General features: G+C 65.5%; 15 protein-coding genes. 9 read left to right on the forward strand and 6 right to left on the reverse strand.

Annotated features, from left to right (window positions below):
- Positions 1–7: 7 nt before the first annotated feature.
- The 3 genes from ACM42_RS19955 (at position 8) to ACM42_RS19965 (ending at position 2,926) form a co-directional block, all read left to right on the forward strand.
- The gene (locus tag ACM42_RS19955) at positions 8–1,291 is read left to right on the forward strand and encodes an MFS transporter (RefSeq protein WP_271529525.1); all 1,284 of its coding nucleotides are present in this window, start codon (positions 8–10) and stop codon (positions 1,289–1,291) included.
- Between the two features lie 26 nt (positions 1,292–1,317).
- A complete protein-coding gene (locus tag ACM42_RS19960; protein ID WP_271529526.1) occupies positions 1,318–2,568 on the forward strand; it encodes an arsenic transporter in 1,251 nt (416 codons plus the stop codon).
- A gap of 121 nt (positions 2,569–2,689) precedes the next feature.
- Positions 2,690–2,926, forward strand: a complete 237-nt coding sequence (locus tag ACM42_RS19965; RefSeq protein WP_028177362.1) for a hypothetical protein — start codon at positions 2,690–2,692, stop codon at positions 2,924–2,926.
- Between the two features lie 48 nt (positions 2,927–2,974).
- On the opposite strand, the gene ACM42_RS19970 is transcribed toward ACM42_RS19965, so the two are convergent.
- Positions 2,975–4,339, reverse strand: a complete 1,365-nt coding sequence (locus ACM42_RS19970) for an MFS transporter (RefSeq protein WP_028177361.1) — start codon at positions 4,337–4,339, stop codon at positions 2,975–2,977.
- Positions 4,340–4,365: 26 nt separating this feature from the next.
- The gene (locus ACM42_RS19975; RefSeq protein WP_271529527.1) at positions 4,366–5,133 is read right to left on the reverse strand and encodes a GntR family transcriptional regulator; all 768 of its coding nucleotides are present in this window, start codon (positions 5,131–5,133) and stop codon (positions 4,366–4,368) included.
- 177 nt (positions 5,134–5,310) lie between these two features.
- Between ACM42_RS19975 and ACM42_RS19980 the strand changes: the two genes are divergently transcribed.
- From ACM42_RS19980 to ACM42_RS19990, 3 genes are read left to right on the forward strand one after another with little or no spacing between them, the layout of a single operon-like run.
- Positions 5,311–6,510, forward strand: coding sequence for a mandelate racemase/muconate lactonizing enzyme family protein (locus ACM42_RS19980; protein WP_271529528.1), 1,200 nt, complete (start codon positions 5,311–5,313; stop codon positions 6,508–6,510).
- Between the two features lie 12 nt (positions 6,511–6,522).
- Positions 6,523–7,290 (forward strand): glucose 1-dehydrogenase, encoded by a 768-nt coding sequence (locus ACM42_RS19985; RefSeq protein WP_271529529.1) that lies wholly within the window; start codon positions 6,523–6,525, stop codon positions 7,288–7,290.
- Between the two features lie 20 nt (positions 7,291–7,310).
- Positions 7,311–8,342, forward strand: a complete 1,032-nt coding sequence (locus ACM42_RS19990; RefSeq protein WP_271529530.1) for an L-idonate 5-dehydrogenase — start codon at positions 7,311–7,313, stop codon at positions 8,340–8,342.
- 6 nt (positions 8,343–8,348) lie between these two features.
- Here ACM42_RS19990 and ACM42_RS19995 read toward each other — a convergent pair whose 3' ends face one another.
- On the reverse strand, positions 8,349–9,215 hold the full coding sequence (locus tag ACM42_RS19995; protein WP_271529531.1) for a DUF3280 domain-containing protein: 867 nt from the start codon (positions 9,213–9,215) through the stop codon (positions 8,349–8,351).
- A 192-nt stretch (positions 9,216–9,407) separates the two neighbouring features.
- Here ACM42_RS19995 and ACM42_RS20000 point away from each other — a divergent pair, with 192 nt between their 5' ends.
- Complete coding sequence (locus ACM42_RS20000; protein WP_271529532.1) at positions 9,408–10,790, forward strand: sensor histidine kinase; 1,383 nt, start codon at positions 9,408–9,410, stop codon at positions 10,788–10,790.
- Entirely contained in the window at positions 10,787–11,434 is a 648-nt protein-coding gene (locus tag ACM42_RS20005) for a response regulator (protein ID WP_271529533.1), read from the forward strand. Before ACM42_RS20000 ends, ACM42_RS20005 begins: the two co-directional genes overlap by 4 nt.
- 11 nt (positions 11,435–11,445) lie before the next feature.
- Here the strand turns inward: ACM42_RS20005 and ACM42_RS20010 are convergent, their stop codons facing one another.
- Both ACM42_RS20010 and ACM42_RS20015 read right to left on the reverse strand, forming a co-directional pair.
- Complete coding sequence (locus ACM42_RS20010; protein ID WP_271529534.1) at positions 11,446–12,408, reverse strand: MBL fold metallo-hydrolase; 963 nt, start codon at positions 12,406–12,408, stop codon at positions 11,446–11,448.
- A 37-nt stretch (positions 12,409–12,445) separates the two neighbouring features.
- Positions 12,446–13,429, reverse strand: a complete 984-nt coding sequence (locus ACM42_RS20015; protein WP_271529535.1) for a VOC family protein — start codon at positions 13,427–13,429, stop codon at positions 12,446–12,448.
- A gap of 146 nt (positions 13,430–13,575) precedes the next feature.
- Here ACM42_RS20015 and ACM42_RS20020 point away from each other — a divergent pair, with 146 nt between their 5' ends.
- Positions 13,576–14,367 carry a DNA-binding transcriptional regulator gene (locus ACM42_RS20020; RefSeq protein WP_271529536.1) on the forward strand — a complete coding sequence of 264 codons (792 nt, stop codon included), beginning with the start codon at positions 13,576–13,578 and terminating at the stop codon, positions 14,365–14,367.
- Here ACM42_RS20020 and ACM42_RS20025 read toward each other — a convergent pair.
- Positions 14,364–15,542 (reverse strand): cytochrome P450, encoded by a 1,179-nt coding sequence (locus ACM42_RS20025; protein ID WP_271529537.1) that lies wholly within the window; start codon positions 15,540–15,542, stop codon positions 14,364–14,366. The two genes, ACM42_RS20020 and ACM42_RS20025, sit on opposite strands and share 4 nt — an antisense overlap.
- Between the last annotated feature and the right edge of the window lie 21 nt (positions 15,543–15,563).

The following is a 15,563-nucleotide window of genomic DNA, read 5'->3' on the forward strand; positions in this document are numbered from 1 at the left end:
GGAATGCATGTCGAGCCAAAACCTTGATCAGGCGAGGCGCGCCGGCCGCGCGCTGGACGCTGCCAATTTCTTCCTCGCCGACGTCCGCGACGGGCTCGGCCCTTATCTCGCGGTCTATCTTCTCACCGAGCAGCATTGGAACGAGGCTCGCATTGGCCTCGTGATGTCGATCGCAACCATCGCCGGCATCGTCGCGCAGACGCCGGCCGGTGCGCTGGTTGACGCCACACGGACGAAGCGGCTGGTGATGGTGGCCGCTGCAATTCTGGTGACACTCGCCTCGCTCTCGCTGCCGTTGTTCCCGAACCTCCTGCCGGTGATAATCTCGCAAGGCATCGCGCAAGCCGCTGCCGTGGTCTTCCCGCCGGCGATCGCCGCTGTCTCGCTTGGCATCTTCGGGCATGCCGCGTTTACCCGGCGCATCGGCCGCAACGAGACTTTCAACCACGCCGGCAACGCTGTCGCGGCGGGCATCGCCGGCCTCTCCGCCTATTGGTTCGGACCGACCGTCGTTTTCTACCTTCTCGGCGCCATGGCGATCGCGAGCCTCGTCAGCATCCTGGCGATCCCAGAACGGGCCATCGACCACGACCTCGCGCGCGGACTGCACCACTCTCGTATCAATGGCGCACCCGAACACCCCTCGGGCCTTGGCGTGCTCCTAACCTGCCGTCCGCTGCTCATATTCGCTATCTGCGTCGTCCTGTTTCACCTCTCCAACGCGGCGATGCTGCCGCTGGTCGGACAAAAGCTCGCGCTCCAGGACAAGAACATCGGCACCAGCCTGGTGTCGGCGTGCATCGTTGCGGCGCAAGTGGTGATGGTGCCATTCGCGATGCTGGTCGGCGCACGGGCCGACCGCTGGGGACACAAGCGGTTCTTCCTTGCCGCATTGTTGATCCTGCCGATCCGCGGTGCGCTCTATACGCTCTCCGACAATCCGTTCTGGCTGGTCGGCGTGCAGCTGCTGGATGGCGTCGGCGCCGGCATTTTCGGGGCAATCTTCCCCGTCATCGTCGCCGACCTCATGCGCAACACTGGCCGCTTCAACGTCGCACAGGGCGCCGTCATCACGGCCCAGAGCATTGGTGCAGCGCTGTCGACGACACTGGCGGGCCTGGTCGTGGTCGGCGCCGGTTACAGCGCAGCATTCATCACGCTCGGCGCCGTGGCGGCGATCGGTGCGGTGATCTGCCTCCTCGCCTTGCCCGAGACGCGGCAAAGCGACGACGGCGATCCGCGCCCGCAGGGGAAGACAGCGGCGCCCGCATCGGTTATCGCTGCCGAATGAATCCATTCCCATTCGAGAACTGAACCGTGCCGCCTGACGCGATCTGGACCTGGAGTATCATCGCCGTCGCGACCGCAGGCGTCATCGTCCGGCCCTTTCGCCTGCCCGAGGCGATCTGGGCGGTGATCGGCGCCGGCGCGCTGCTGCTGTTTGGCTTGCTGCCGTGGCCGGATGCGTTGACAGGTATCGAGAAAGGCGTCGACGTCTATCTCTTCCTGATCGGCATGATGCTGATCGCAGAGCTGGCGAGGCTCGAAGGCCTGTTCGATTATCTCGCCGCGCTTGCGGTGGAGTATGCACGTGGCTCCCCGCAGCGGCTGTTCCTGCTGATCTACCTCGTCGGCACCCTCGTCACCGTGCTGCTCTCCAACGATGCCACCGCGATCGTGCTGACACCGGCCGTCTATGCCGCGACGCGCGCGGCCGGCGCAAAGCCTCTGCCCTATCTGTTCGTCTGCGCCTTCATTGCCAATGCCGCAAGCTTCGTGCTGCCGATCTCCAATCCGGCCAATCTCGTCGTGTTCGGCGCGCGCATGCCCGAGCTCACCGAATGGCTGCGCCTGTTCGCCCTGCCCTCGGCGGCCTCGATCCTGCTCACTTACGTGGTCCTGCGCCTGAGCCAGCACCGCGCGCTCAAGGAGGAAACGATCGCCCGGAGCGTGCCGCATCCGAAGCTTGGACGTGGCGGCAAGCTCACGGCAATAGGCATCGTCGCGATCGGCGTCGTGCTGGTCACCGCGTCGGCGCTGGACCGGCAACTGGGCCTGCCGACCTTCATCTGCGGCGTCGCGACGGCGGCGATCGTGCTGCTGATCAACCGGCAATCGCCCTTGCCCGTGCTGCACGGTGTCTCCTGGAGCGTGCTGCCGCTGGTCGGCGGGCTCTTTGTCATGGTGGAAGCGTTGGTGAAGACCGGCGTCATCGCGCAGCTGAGCGCGCTGCTGCACCAGGCGGTCGCGCAATCGGTGCCCCAGGCGGCCTGGAGCGTCGGCATCGCCACCGCGCTCGCCGACAACATCGCCAACAACCTTCCGGTCGGCCTCGTCGCCGGCTCGGTCGCCGCCAGCGATCATCTGCCCGCACCTGTCGTCAGCGCCATCCTGATCGGCGTCGATCTCGGCCCCAATCTGTCGGTGACCGGATCGCTCGCCACCATCCTCTGGCTGGTCGCGCTCAGGCGGGAGAAGATCGAGGTCGGCGCCTGGCCGTTCCTCAAGCTCGGTCTGCTGGTGACGCCGCCTGCCTTGATCGGTGCACTGGCGGCTGCCATCAGGTAGCGGCAAAGGGCGCCGACTAAATAAGTACAGCCGTTTGCGGTGCATCAATGCCGGCGGTGCTGCGGCAGCTAAACTTTACTTGTCGCGTGCTCCAGACAGGCCGCGGCAAGGAAGGTTGATCATGCAGATTCGATCAAAGTCGCTGCCGCAGAGCTTCTCGCTGCGTCGCGGAATTCAGAGCTTCATTGCGCCCGGCAAAGGCCGCGCGGAGACGTCCCATCCGCTGCTCGTCTTCTCCGTTGTGGTGCTGCTGGCCTTGTTCGCCATCCTGGAGATCGACGTGCACACGGCCCAGCTTCAGGCCATCGGCCTGCTCGGCCATGGCACCGGGATCGATCCCGTCTTCCTGAGCCCGTAGCGGGAGGAGCCCGATCGCGGCCACAACGGGCCGCGATCGGATTACACGTCAGTCGTTCTCGTAGCCGTAGACTTCCGGCAGGATGAAGATCGCGGCGAGCAATCCGATCAGCGGGAAGATTGCGACGAACAGCGTGGCGTTGGCCTGCCCGATCGCCGCGAACAGCGACGGGAACAGGAAGATCGCCAGGAACGACGGCAGCTTGACGAACATGTAGGCGAAGCCGCTGGCGGTGCCGCGATATCTCGGCTTGGCGACCATGGTCGGGATCGTCATGCAGTTCGACGCATCCCAATAATGGCCCCACAGCATGGCGGCGGCCGCGAACGGCAGCAGTATCTTGTTGTCGGTGTAGAGCGCGAAGGCCGCGACCAGAAGCGAAACCAGGACGATGCCGAAACCAGCGATGGCGATACCGCGATGGCCGATCTTCGGCGTCAGCAGCGGACCGACCCAGCCGGACAACGCGGCGAAGCAGAACAGTCCCATCGTCACCAGATTATTGCCGAGCACGCTCGACACGCCGACCATCACGAACAGCACCGGCAGGTAGAACGCGAAGGTCGAGAATTCGCTGCCTTGCGCGAAGCAGGCGATCCAGCCGTAGATCGTCGCACGCCAGCGGATCGGGTCCTTCTTGAGGTCGGCGAGGAACGCGCGGGTCGAGACCTTCGGCACCTGGACGTCCCGGTCCGGCAGCATGTCGAGATTGTCGTTGAACATCTCGCGCGCGACCTGCTTGGCCTCGCGGTAACGCCCCTTCTGCACCAGCCACACCGCCGTCTCCGGCACGTCGTGGCGCATGATCAGGATTATCAGCGCCGGCACCGCACCGAGACCGAGCGTCACGCGCCACAGCATCTCGTGGTTCATGTCGATCAGGAGGAAGATCACGATGACGCCTATGGTCAGGACCTCGCCGACGGCGAACATGAATTGCCAGCGGTTGCCCATGACCTCGCGCTCGCCCTTGGCCATGGATTCCATGATGTAGGTGTAGCCGGTCGAGATGTCAGAGCCGAGCGGAATGCCGAGCAGGAAGCGGATCACGACGAGCCAGGCGACGTCAGGCACGAAGGCCTGCGCCAGCGCCAGCACGATGAACATCACCATCGTCACCAGGAACATGACGCGGCGGCCGATCTTGTCGGACAGCCAGCCGCCGAGGAGCGCGCCGATCAGGGCGCCGCCTTGCGTGCCGGCCGCCGCAAGGCCCAGCATCAGCGGATCGGGATTGTACTGCTCCTTGATGAAGATCAGCACGAAGGCGATCGAATAGAGGTCCCAGGCCTCGACCAGGATCGAGGCCATCATCAGCCAGCCGACCTTGTTGCCCTTGGGGCTGTAGTTCGTGATGAGGTAGCGGACCGCGGCCTCGCTCGCGGTCGGATGTGGCATCGCCATCGTTGACATTTTCTTGGTCCTCTCTTCGAAACTTTCTACGCGCCGAGCAGCGGCTCGATGCTGCAATCGAGCAGGCGCGGATCGATCCCCGCCTCCATGCCCGTAAACATCGAGTCCATGTAGTCGATCAGGGCATCGCTCGCCTTCACCGCGTCCTCGACACGGCGGTTGGCGACGGCCGCGAGAATGGCGAGATGATGATCGATCGTGCCCGACAGATCTGCCTGCCCCGGCATGAAGCGGTGGTGGATGTAGCCGATGCGCCGATACAGCGTGTGCAGTGGCCGCATCGTATGCACCAGGAACGGCTCGCCGGCCGCCTCCAGCACCAGCGCGTCGATGCGGCGGTCGATATTGTTGAATTCGTCGAGGGTCAGGCTGGCGCGGCGCTCGCGCAGGACACGCTCGATGTGCAGCGCCTGATTGCGATGCGAGAGGCTGGCGCGATCGGCGGCAAGGCGGATCACGAAGCGCTCCATGTCGCGGCGCAGGCCGAGCAGCATGCGCTCGCGGGCCAGATCGATTGGCGCGATGTGCAGACCGTGACGGGGCCGGATGATGATCAGGGTATCGGCCGAGAGACGATTGACGGCGTGATGCACCGGTGTGCGCCCGAAGCCGGTGATGTGCTGCAATTCCAGCATCGTCATGAATTGTCCGGGCTTGAGCTCGCAGTGAACGAGGAGCTCTTCGATCTTCTGGTAGGCCAGCTCGAAGAAATTGAGCCGGTTGCGCCGCGAGGGCTTGCCCTCGCCGTCGTCGTCGTTTCTCACCACCTCGAGTGCGCGCTTGCGCTTTGCCATGTCGTTCTCTCCCGTCGGCCCGCGCTCTCGTTGCTGGATGGCGCCCTGTTTGTTCGAGCCTTAAAACATGTTGTGATATATTACAAGCCGGCGTAAGACTCCCGCGCGACCTGCAACATGTTGCAGTGCAAAATGAGACGACGGACGCGCGACGTCTGTGATGGGAGGACAATTGCCGTGAAGATCACGTCGATCGAGACGCTGCGTACGGAGGAATTTTCCAACGTCATCTGGGTCCGCATTCACACCGATACGGGTGTGATCGGGCTCGGCGAAACGTTCTACGGCGCGGGCGCGGTCGAGGCGCAGATCCACGACACCTTTGCCGGCCGCCTGCTCGGCCGCAATCCCCTGCACATCGAAGCCATCCATCGCGACATGCTGAACCTGCCGATGGCGCAGTCCTCGACCGGTGTCGAATATCGCGCCGCCTCGGCGATCGACATCGCGCTGTGGGATCTGTTCGGCAAGGTCTGCGGCCAGCCGGTGTACCAGATGCTCGGCGGCCTCTGCCGCGACAAGCAGCGCATCTACAACACCTGCGCCGGCACGCAATATGTCCGCTCGACCAATATCAGCCCCGTCGCGAACTGGAATCTCGGCGCCTCCAAGGGACCTTACGAGGATCTCGACGGTTTCATGCATCGCGCCGACGCGCTCGCCGAGAGCCTTCTGGAAAGCGGCATCTCCGCCATGAAGATCTGGCCGTTCGATCCGGCGGCGCAGGAGAACAAGGGCCTCTACATCACCGCCGCGCAAATGAAGCAGGCCATCGAGCCCTTCGAGAAGATCCGCAAGGCGGTCGGCGACAAGATGGAGATCATGGTCGAGCTCCACTCGCTGTGGAACCTGCCGACCGCAAAGCAGATCGCACGCGCACTCGAGCCGTACAAGCCGACCTGGTACGAAGACCCGATCCGCATGAACTCGCCGCAGGCGCTGGCCGAATATGCGCGCTCGACCGACGTCTGGGTCTGCGCCAGCGAGACGCTGGGCTCGCGCTTCCCTTACAAGGACATGCTCGACCGCGACGCCATGCACGTGGTGATGGCGGATCTGTGCTGGACCGGCGGCCTCACCGAGGGCCGCAAGATCGCGGCGATGGCCGAGACCTATCACCGGCCCTTCGCACCGCACGATTGCATCGGCCCGATCGGCTTCATCGCGGCCATCCACATGTCGTTCAGCCAACCCAACACGCTGATCCAGGAATCGGTGCGCGCCTTCTACAAGGGCTGGTACAATGAGCTCGTCACCACGATGCCGACGATCAGGGACGGTTACGTCTATCCGATGGAAGGACCTGGCCTCGGCGTCGACCTCCTGCCTGATGTCTTCGACCGCTCCGATCTCACCGTGCGCCGCTCCAACGTCTGAGGACTTCCCGTGATGAGCACTTCCCTTTTCGATCTTTCCGGCCGCACCGCGCTCGTGACCGGTTCCTCCCGCGGCCTCGGCCGTGCCATCGCCGAGGGCATGGCCAAGGCCGGCGCCAGGATCATCATCAACGGCGTCGACCCCCAGCGCGTCGAGCAGGCCGTCGCCGAGTTTCGCGCCGCCGGGCATCAAGCCGAAGGCGCCGCGTTCAACGTCACCGACGAGCCCGCCATCGTCGCCGCCTTTGAGCGCTTCGACCGCGAAGGGCTCGCCGTCGACATCCTGGTCAACAATGCCGGCATCCAGCACCGCAAGCCGCTGGTGGAATTCACCACCGACGAATGGCGCAAGGTGATCGAGACCAACCTCACCAGCGCCTTCGTGATCGGCCGCGAGGCGGCCAAGCGCATGATCCCCCGCAAGCATGGCAAGATCATCAACATCGGCTCGCTCGGCAGCGAGCTCGCGCGTCCCACCATCGCGCCGTACACCGCGGCCAAGGGCGGCATCAAGAACCTGACCCGCTCGATGGCGGTAGAATGGGCCCAGCACGGCATCCAGGCCAATGCGATCGGCCCCGGCTACATGCTGACCGACATGAACGAGGCGCTGGTCAACAACGCCGACTTCAACAATTGGCTGATGGGCCGCATCCCCTCGAAGCGCTGGGGCAAGCCGGACGAGCTGGTGGGCGCGGCGATCTTCCTCGCCTCGGACGCCTCGACTTATGTCAATGGTCAGATCATCTATGTCGATGGCGGCATGATCGCCGCGATGTGACCGCGAACCAGGAGCAGCTCATGCGCGCCGTCGTCATCCACGCACCAAAGGACCTGCGGATCGAGAGCTATCCCGATCCGGCGCCCGGTCCGGGCGAAGTCCGCGTCAAGATCGCCAATGGCGGCATCTGCGGCTCGGACCTGCACTATTACCATCACGGCGGTTTCGGCGTCGTCCGCATTCAGCAGCCGATGGCGCTGGGGCATGAAATTGCCGGCGTGGTTGCGGCGGTCGGTGACGGCGTCAGCAGCGTGAAGCCCGGTACCCGCGTTGCAGTCAACCCGAGCAAGCCGTGCGGTGTTTGCCTGCATTGCCAGGAGGGCATGCGTAACCAGTGCCTCGACATGCGCTTCCTCGGCAGCGCGATGCGCTTTCCCCACGTGCAGGGCGGCTTTCGCGAATTCATCACGGTCGATGCGACGCAGGCCGCCCCGATCGCGGACAAGCTCTCGCTCGCCGAAGCCGCGGTCGCCGAGCCGCTCGCGGTCTGCCTGCATGCCGGCAAGCAGGCCGGTCCCCTCCTCGGCAAGCGCGTGCTGATCACCGGCTGCGGTCCGATCGGTGCGTTGATGATTCTGGTCGCGCGCTTCGGCGGCGCGGCCGAGATCGTGGTCACCGATGTGGCGGACGCACCGCTCGCGGTCGCCAGGAAGCTCGGCGCCACGCACGCCATCAACGTCGCGAGCAACGCCGCCGCGCTCGATCCCTGGCGCGCGGGTAAGGGCGTGTTCGACACGTTGTTCGAGGCCTCGGGCAATCAGGCGGCGCTGCGCACCGCGCTCGACGTGCTCAGGCCGGGCGCGACGCTGGTGCAGCTCGGCCTCGGCGGGGAAATGACGCTGCCGATCAACTCCATCGTCGCCAAGGAATTGCAGCTCCGCGGCACCTTCCGCTTCGATCCCGAGTTCGAGCTGGCGGTGCGCCTGATGGGCGAAGGCCTGATCGACGTCAAGCCTTTGATCACGGCGACCATGCCGTTCGAGAACGCCGTCGCCGCCTTCGAGCTCGCCAGCGACCGCTCGCAGTCGATGAAGGTGCAGCTGACGTTCTGAACCGCGCTACTGGCTCTCGATCAGCCGGTCGCTGACCAGCCGCACGGCCCCGCGCTTCCAGGAATAGTCCGCGCCCATGCGCAGGCCGCTGTCACCACGCGTCAGCACCGTGCCGGTCCTGGCATCGCGCACCTGGAAGCCGAGCGTGTATTCGGTGCGGCTCACCCGCCGCACCACGCCGATCAGCGACTGATCCGCGCCGAGCTCTTTCGCGATCGCCGCCTCGCAACCGCCGCAATCGCGCAAGGCACGCCCCTTCTCCGCCTCGCCGCGCGCGCCGCTGACGTCGACGATGCGGTAGCGGCCGGATTGGCCCAGCGCCTCGCGCACGCCGCCGGTAACTTCGGCCATGTATGACGCGTCCGATGCCGCCGATGTGCCGGCCGGGGCGGCAGTCGTATCCTCGAGCTCGAAATCGAACACGGCGAGCGCGACCGGCGCGGGCGTTGCGAGCGCGGCCATGATCTCGCGGGAGACGAAGATCTCGGCGCGCTCCCAGGATTCATCATTGTCGCCGCGGAAGCTGTAGAGCTTGTCCATCACGAGCTTTTTGGCGCCGATTTCGATCACGGCGACCTTGGCCCATTGCACCAGCGTGCTCGTCTTCTGGATGCCGCCGATCACCTTGAACGCCGCGCCGTCCTGCGCGGACGGAACCAGCCGATAGCGCGGGTCCGCAGCGATGTCCCTTCGAAGCGCGGCCATGAACGCCGCCAGCCGCCGCTCGTGGGCGGCGGTCTGGTTGGTCGGCTCGGCCGAGGTGTCGGTATAGCTGAAATCGTCCATGGCTACGCCAATGGCGTCCCCGGCATCGGCCCGCGAACAGGAGAGGACGAAGAGGAGAAAGACGAGAATCAGGCTGAAGCGGTGCATGAATGGGCCTCGTCGATGGAGCGGCCCGCAAATCTGGACGGGTTACCTGACGCCGTGCAGCCGTGACCGTCCCGACCAACGCCGGGAAAATTTCACGACGTTGCACTGCGGTAAGGCGGGAACGCTTCCCGCCGCCTGCGTTCTGCCCTTTAATGCGGGAGCGACAAACCCGTTCGCACCAGGTGTCCGCCGATGTGGAACCGCCCGAGGTTCGATCTCAAGATCCGTCTGACGCTGCGCGTGGCCGCGATATCGGCTGCCTGCTTCGCCGCGATTTCCGCCTATTTCCTCGTGACGGCCGACCGCGCCGCGCATGCGCGCATCGACGGTATCGCCGCCATCGTGGCTAAGTCGCTGGAGTTGCAACAGGGCAAGGTCCAGTGGGTGGCCAGCCCGCGCTCAGACTTTCCGAACCTCGATCCTGTATCTGCCTATGTGATGACGCCAGGCCTCTGTCTGGCATTCCGCGGCACGAGCGGCGACATCCTCCAGCGCTTCTGTAGTGGCGCGCCTGCCCCGGCGAGCCCGCCGCCGCAGGCCTTCACCGCCTTCTACCGCAGCCTGTTCGACCCCGGCCGCGAGGCGGCACGGCCTGTGATCGTCCGCGGAACGAAGCTGGGCGAGACCGTGGTCTCGGTCGATGCGGCCGTGCAGACGGCCGAGGCCTGGCACGAGGCCGGCCGCCTGATGATCGCGCTTGCGATCGCGCTGCCGCTGCTCTGCGCGCTGGTCTATGCCGCGCTGGCCCGCGCCCTGCGCCCCACCCGCATGATCGGCAACGGTCTCGCGCGCATCGCTGCCGGCGATCTCACGACGCGGCTGCCGGCGTTCGACCTCGCCGAGCTCTCCGCCATCCGGGACGTCTTCAACCATCTCGCCGAAAGCCTCGACACCGCGCTTGCCGAACGCAACGAGCTGACACGGAAGCTGATCGCGCTCCAGGACGAGGAGCGCCGCCATCTCGCGCGTGAGCTGCATGACGAGTTCGGCCAGTCGCTCGCCGCCATCCGCGCGCTTGCCGCGTCAGCCCGCCAGACTGCGGCGCAGGACTGTCCCGCCTTGCTCGGAGAGTGCGATGGCATTGCCCGGACCGCGACCGGCATGATGGAGACGCTGCGGGGCGCGCTGTTCCGGTTGCGGCCGCCCGATGTCGACGAGCTCGGCCTCGTCGCGAGCCTCGAAGGACTGGTGTCGGGGTGGAACGGCCGCAGCCGCGGACAGACCCGCTTCGATATCCGGTTCGACGGTGCCTTCGAGAGCGTGCCTGCCTCGGTCAGCGCCAATCTCTACCGCATCGTGCAGGAGGCGCTCACCAACGCGGCCAAGCACGCCGGCGCAACGAAGGTCAGCCTGCATCTGACGATGGCCGACGATGAGATCGCGCTCGCGATCGCGGACGACGGCCGGCCGAACGAGGCTGCCGCCAAATCCGGCATGGGCCTGCTCGGCATGCGCGAGCGCGTCGCCGCGCTTCGCGGCCGGCTGAGCTTCGAGACCGGCCCTCACGGCTCGGCGCTGCGCGTGTTCATTCCGCTCGCGGCCGCCGATCGGCAGGCGCTGGAGCACGCGGCATGAGCGCAGCCGACGCCACCATCCTGCTGGTGGACGACCATTCCGTCGTCCGCGAGGGCTACCGCTCAGTGCTCCAGAAGCAGCCGGGCTTGCGCGTCGTCGCCGAGGCAGCCGATGGTGAGGAGGCCTATCGTCTGTACAAATCCGAGGCGCCCGACCTCGTCATCATGGACCTCACCATGCCCGGCATCGGCGGCATCGAGGCCGTCAGGCGGATCAGGCAGTGGGACAAGACGGCACGGATCCTCATCTTCACCATGCACGAGAATGCCGGCTTCGCCGTGCAGGCGATCCGCGCCGGTGCGAGGGGTTACGTCACCAAGACCAGCCCGCCCGAGACGTTGGTGCGCGCGGTCAAGGACGTGCTCGCCGGCAAGATCGCCATCAGCCCCGACATCGACCACGAGCTTGCGCTCAGCCGCATCAGCGGCGAGAGCTCGGCCGCCGACGTGCTGACGCCGCGCGAATTCGAGGTGCTGCGGCTGCTGCTCGCCGAGAACACGACGGAGGAGATCGCCGAGACGCTGCATGTCAGCCCGAAGACGGTGGCGAACCTGCATTCCCTGATCAAGGACAAGCTCGGCGTCGGCTCCGACATCGAGCTGGTCCGCCTGGCGCTGCGCCAGGGCCTGTTGACGGAAGTCTGATTGCCGCTGCCTTACGGCTCCAGCCTCGTTCCGTCAGGGGAGAACGCCTCCACCGTGTCACCGATCCTGAACGACATCATGTCACGGCCGACGAGCAACGGCCCCTTGTAAGCGGTGCGCGTGCGCAGGATCAGCGGCTCCTCGGGAATATCAGGCGCGGGCTTCACCGTGCCGAACACGATGTGAGAATAGACCGCGAGTTTTGGCCTAGCGGCCGCAAAGATGCGGCCGGCCTCTTCCGGAGAGGTGTGGTGAGCCTGGATGTCCTTATAGACGGGATTTTTGACCAGCAGCTCCGGCTCGATCACCGCGACCTCGTGGATCAGCAGGTCGGCGCCCTCGGCCGCCTTCGCGATGCGCTCATCATACTTGGTGTCGCCCGACAGCACGACCTTGTGGCCGCCATATTCGATGATGTAACCGAACGAAGGCTTGATCTTCTCGCCGTGGTTCACCTCGATCGCGCTGACCGTCACGCCGTTGTTCTCATAGACCCGCCCGGCTTCGATATCCGTTGCCGCGAACGTGACAGCTACGGGATCGAGGTGCTCGTCGTCGATGCGGATGCGGACGTCGTCGGCGAAAGCTTTGGTGAGGTTTTCCGTCATGGCGACGGTCCCCTTCGGGCCAAAGAGCTTCATCGGCCCTTTACGCGAAGCCCAGGGCGTGGCGAGCCAGCCGGTCAGCCACATGTCGGGAAGGCCGACGATATGATCGGAATGCAGATGCGTGAGGAAGTTCGCGGTGATCGCGCCGAGCGGAATCTTCAGCTTGTAGAGCTGGATGGTCGCGCCGCGGCCGAGATCGAACAGCAGTTTTTCGCTCCCTGCCTCCACCAGCGTCGACGCGCTGAAACTGGTCGGTCGCGGCGTCGGCACGCCGGTGCCGAGCAGCGTGACCTTCATCGGTTCGGCGGAGGCGACCGTGGCGAACGCGAGCAGCACAAGGCCCGCCCGCAGGAGCGTTTTGAGCATATCTTCTCTTCCTGAGTGTTGGATCATTGACGGCGGATCATTCGCGCGCGATCACCGAATCCAGCCATGCGCAGTTGAGCGGCGGCACGCGCGGGTCGGCGACGCGCACGCCGCGCGCGGCCGCATCTAGTCGCATGTCGCGCAATCGCTTGCGCTGCTCCTCGGGCATATGGAGCCGCTCGTGGCCCCATAGCGAGGGGCCGTCGAAGGTCTCGTGCGGCTGCCAGGTCTCGGGATCGATGACGCGCCCGCCCCAGCCGTATTCGATGAAGAAGCCGGACGGCGTATTTACGTAGAACGAGGTCATGTGGTCATTGGTGTGGCGGCCGAGCGTGTAGGCGATGCGCCCCTCGTCCAACTGCGCGAGGTCGTAGCCCTGCCCGACATCATCGAGACTGCCGAGTTCGACCATGAAGTGATGCATCGCCTTCCGCCCCGAGCCGACCATCGCAAAGGAGTGGTGGCGGCCGTTGACGTGGAAGAAATAGAGCCCGTAAGGCTTCAGCCCGAAATCGGAGACGTGAAAGCCGAGCACGTCGCGATAGAACGGCAAGAGCGGCTCGACATCCTCAACATTGAGCACGACGTGCCCCATGCCGAGCGCGCCGGTGCGGAAGCCCGAGATCGGGCGGCCCGGCCTGAAGGGCTCGCTCGCAAGCTCCGGCTTGCAAAAAGCTTCCAGCCGGTTGCCGGCTGGATCGGCAAACGCGATCAGCTCGGCGACATGCCGCTCGTCAGCGAGCGCGCGCGAGCCTCGGACCACCTTGATGCCAAGGCTTTCCAGCCGTCCTGCCAACTGGTCCAGTTCGGCGGTCGACGGAACTTCCCAGCCCATCACCGCGAGGCCGGCGTCGCTGCCGCCGTCGATGATCAGCCGCTGCTTGCGATCGTCCATGCGGAAGGCGCGCATCTTGGCGCCGCGATCGACCTGCTGCATGCCGAGCAGCCCGGTCGCCATCTGGTCCCACTGGTCGAGCTGGGATGAACTGATCCCGATATAGCCGAGCGCTGTGATTTCCATCGACGTCCTCCCGAAGGCATCGCGATCGCCGCACTGCGGCGAGCTTGATACCGGCCGCGCGCGACCCTACGGTGGCGTTCGCAATCGCTTCGCGTTCGCAACGACGATAGCCGCGCCGCGGTGTGCCACAAGGGAGGAAATACGAAGTGTCCAAGGAGCGGACGCGGAACGGCCAGCCTCGGCAGTCCGAGGGCGTCCGCGCCTTCAAGCGCGGGCTCGACGTGCTGCACGAGGTCAACCGCTCCGGCGGCATCCGCGCGGGCGACGTCGCCCGCGCGCTCGACCTGCCTCGCCCCACCGTCTACCGCCTCCTCGAAACTCTGGAGGAACTCGGCTATATCGCCCGCAGCGCCAGCGACGACCGATTTCGAGTCACCCGGCGCGCGCTGAGCCTTGGCGACGGCTATGATCCCGGCGTGGTGATCTGCCAGGCGGCGGCGCCTTATCTCGCCGATCTCAGCAAGAAACTGGTCTGGCCGGTCGATCTCTCCACCTATGAGAACGCGGCGATGGTGGTGCAGGAGACCACACACTCTCGCAGCCCGCTCTCGATTGACCGCGGCATGATCGGCAAGCGCCTGCCGATGCTGCGCACGTCTGCGGGCCGCGCCTATCTCGCCGCCTGCCCTGCGCGCGAACGCGATCTGATCGTGACCCATCTGCGCCGGATCGATGAGGCCGACGACCGCCCCTTCCTCGAGGCTGGCCGCCTCGACCGCATGATCGCCGAGACGCAGGCCCGCGGCTACGCCATTCGCAGCGAGGGCGAATACAATCCGAAAACCGCTTCGATCGCAGTCCCCATCGTCCGCGACGGCGCCGTATTCGGCTGCATCTCCATCATCTGGATTCGATCGGCACTTGGAACTGAAGATGCGATCTCACAATTCGTGTCATTGATGGGCGAAACCGCTGCCGCAATTCCAGTCAGTCCCTAGGAGACGCGAACCGGCAGCGAAGCAAGCCCGCGCAGGACGTTATTGAGTGCCAGCACGGGCTCACCGATATCAAAGCGCGCCACTTTCTCCACCAGCACCTCCAAAAGCGCCGTCATTTCCAGTCGGGCCAAGTGCAGGCCGGCGCACATATGCGTGCCGTTGCCGAAACCGAGATGATCGCTGGCGCGGCGACGCACGTCGAAGCGCTCCGGATCCTGCCATTTCCGTTCGTCGCGGTTGGCCGACGCATAGAGCAGCAGGACCCGGCTTCCGGCGGGGATGACGGCGTCGCCGATCGTTGCGTCGGCGGTCAAGTGACGCGTGAATCCGCGGAGCGGCGATTCAAGCCGCAACGCCTCGTTGATCGCATTCGGGATCAGCGTGGGGTCCTGGCGCACCAGGTCCCATTGATCGGGATGCTGCCCAAACAGCAGGATCAGGTTCGCTGTGGCGAAGATCGTGGTGTCGAGGCTCGGCCCGAGATAATCGCGCATCAGGACTGGACAGCGTTCCGGCTCGACCTCGCCGCGATCACCAGCGTCGAAAATCCGTTGGCCCCAGCTGCCGGGTCGCAGTCGCTCGCGGATCGCAACGCTCCCGAGATACCCCCGCATCTCCTGAACGTCCTTCATGGCCGTGCAGCCACGCTCGTTCATGGTGCCAAGGACGTTGAACGTCGCTGACGCCCAACGCAGCATACTGCTCCGACCGTAATCCTCGAGCCCGACGAGCTTGGAGACGATGGTCAGCGGCAGGTGCCGCGCCAGATCCGCCACCGCGTCGAACCGTCCGCGCCTCACGAGGTCGTCGACCAGTTGTCTCGCTTCCGCGCGAATCCGGGGACCGATGGCCTCCAGCGCTCGCGGCAGCAACGGCGCCGCGATGATCGCCCGCAACCGGTCATGCAGCGGGGCGTCGCTTGCAAGCGTTGTGCCCTTCGACATTTCATTGACCACCTCGTTGGCGGCAACGCCTTCGGCCGACGAGAACAAGCCGGGATTGCGCAATGCCGCGCGGACGTCCTCGAAGCGGCTCAGTGCGTAGAGGCTGTTGCGCGGCAGCCAGACCGCAGCGCCCAGTTCGCGCAGCGCACGATAGTGGGGATAGGGATTGCGCAGGACCTCGTCGTCGTAGAGATCGACGTCGTAGGCAGGACAGTTCGTGACGGTCGGCATCGTCCCCGGCTCCTTCAAATC

It is taken from the genome of Bradyrhizobium sp. CCBAU 25338, from assembly GCF_028128965.1.
Taxonomy (GTDB): domain Bacteria; phylum Pseudomonadota; class Alphaproteobacteria; order Rhizobiales; family Xanthobacteraceae; genus Bradyrhizobium; species Bradyrhizobium liaoningense.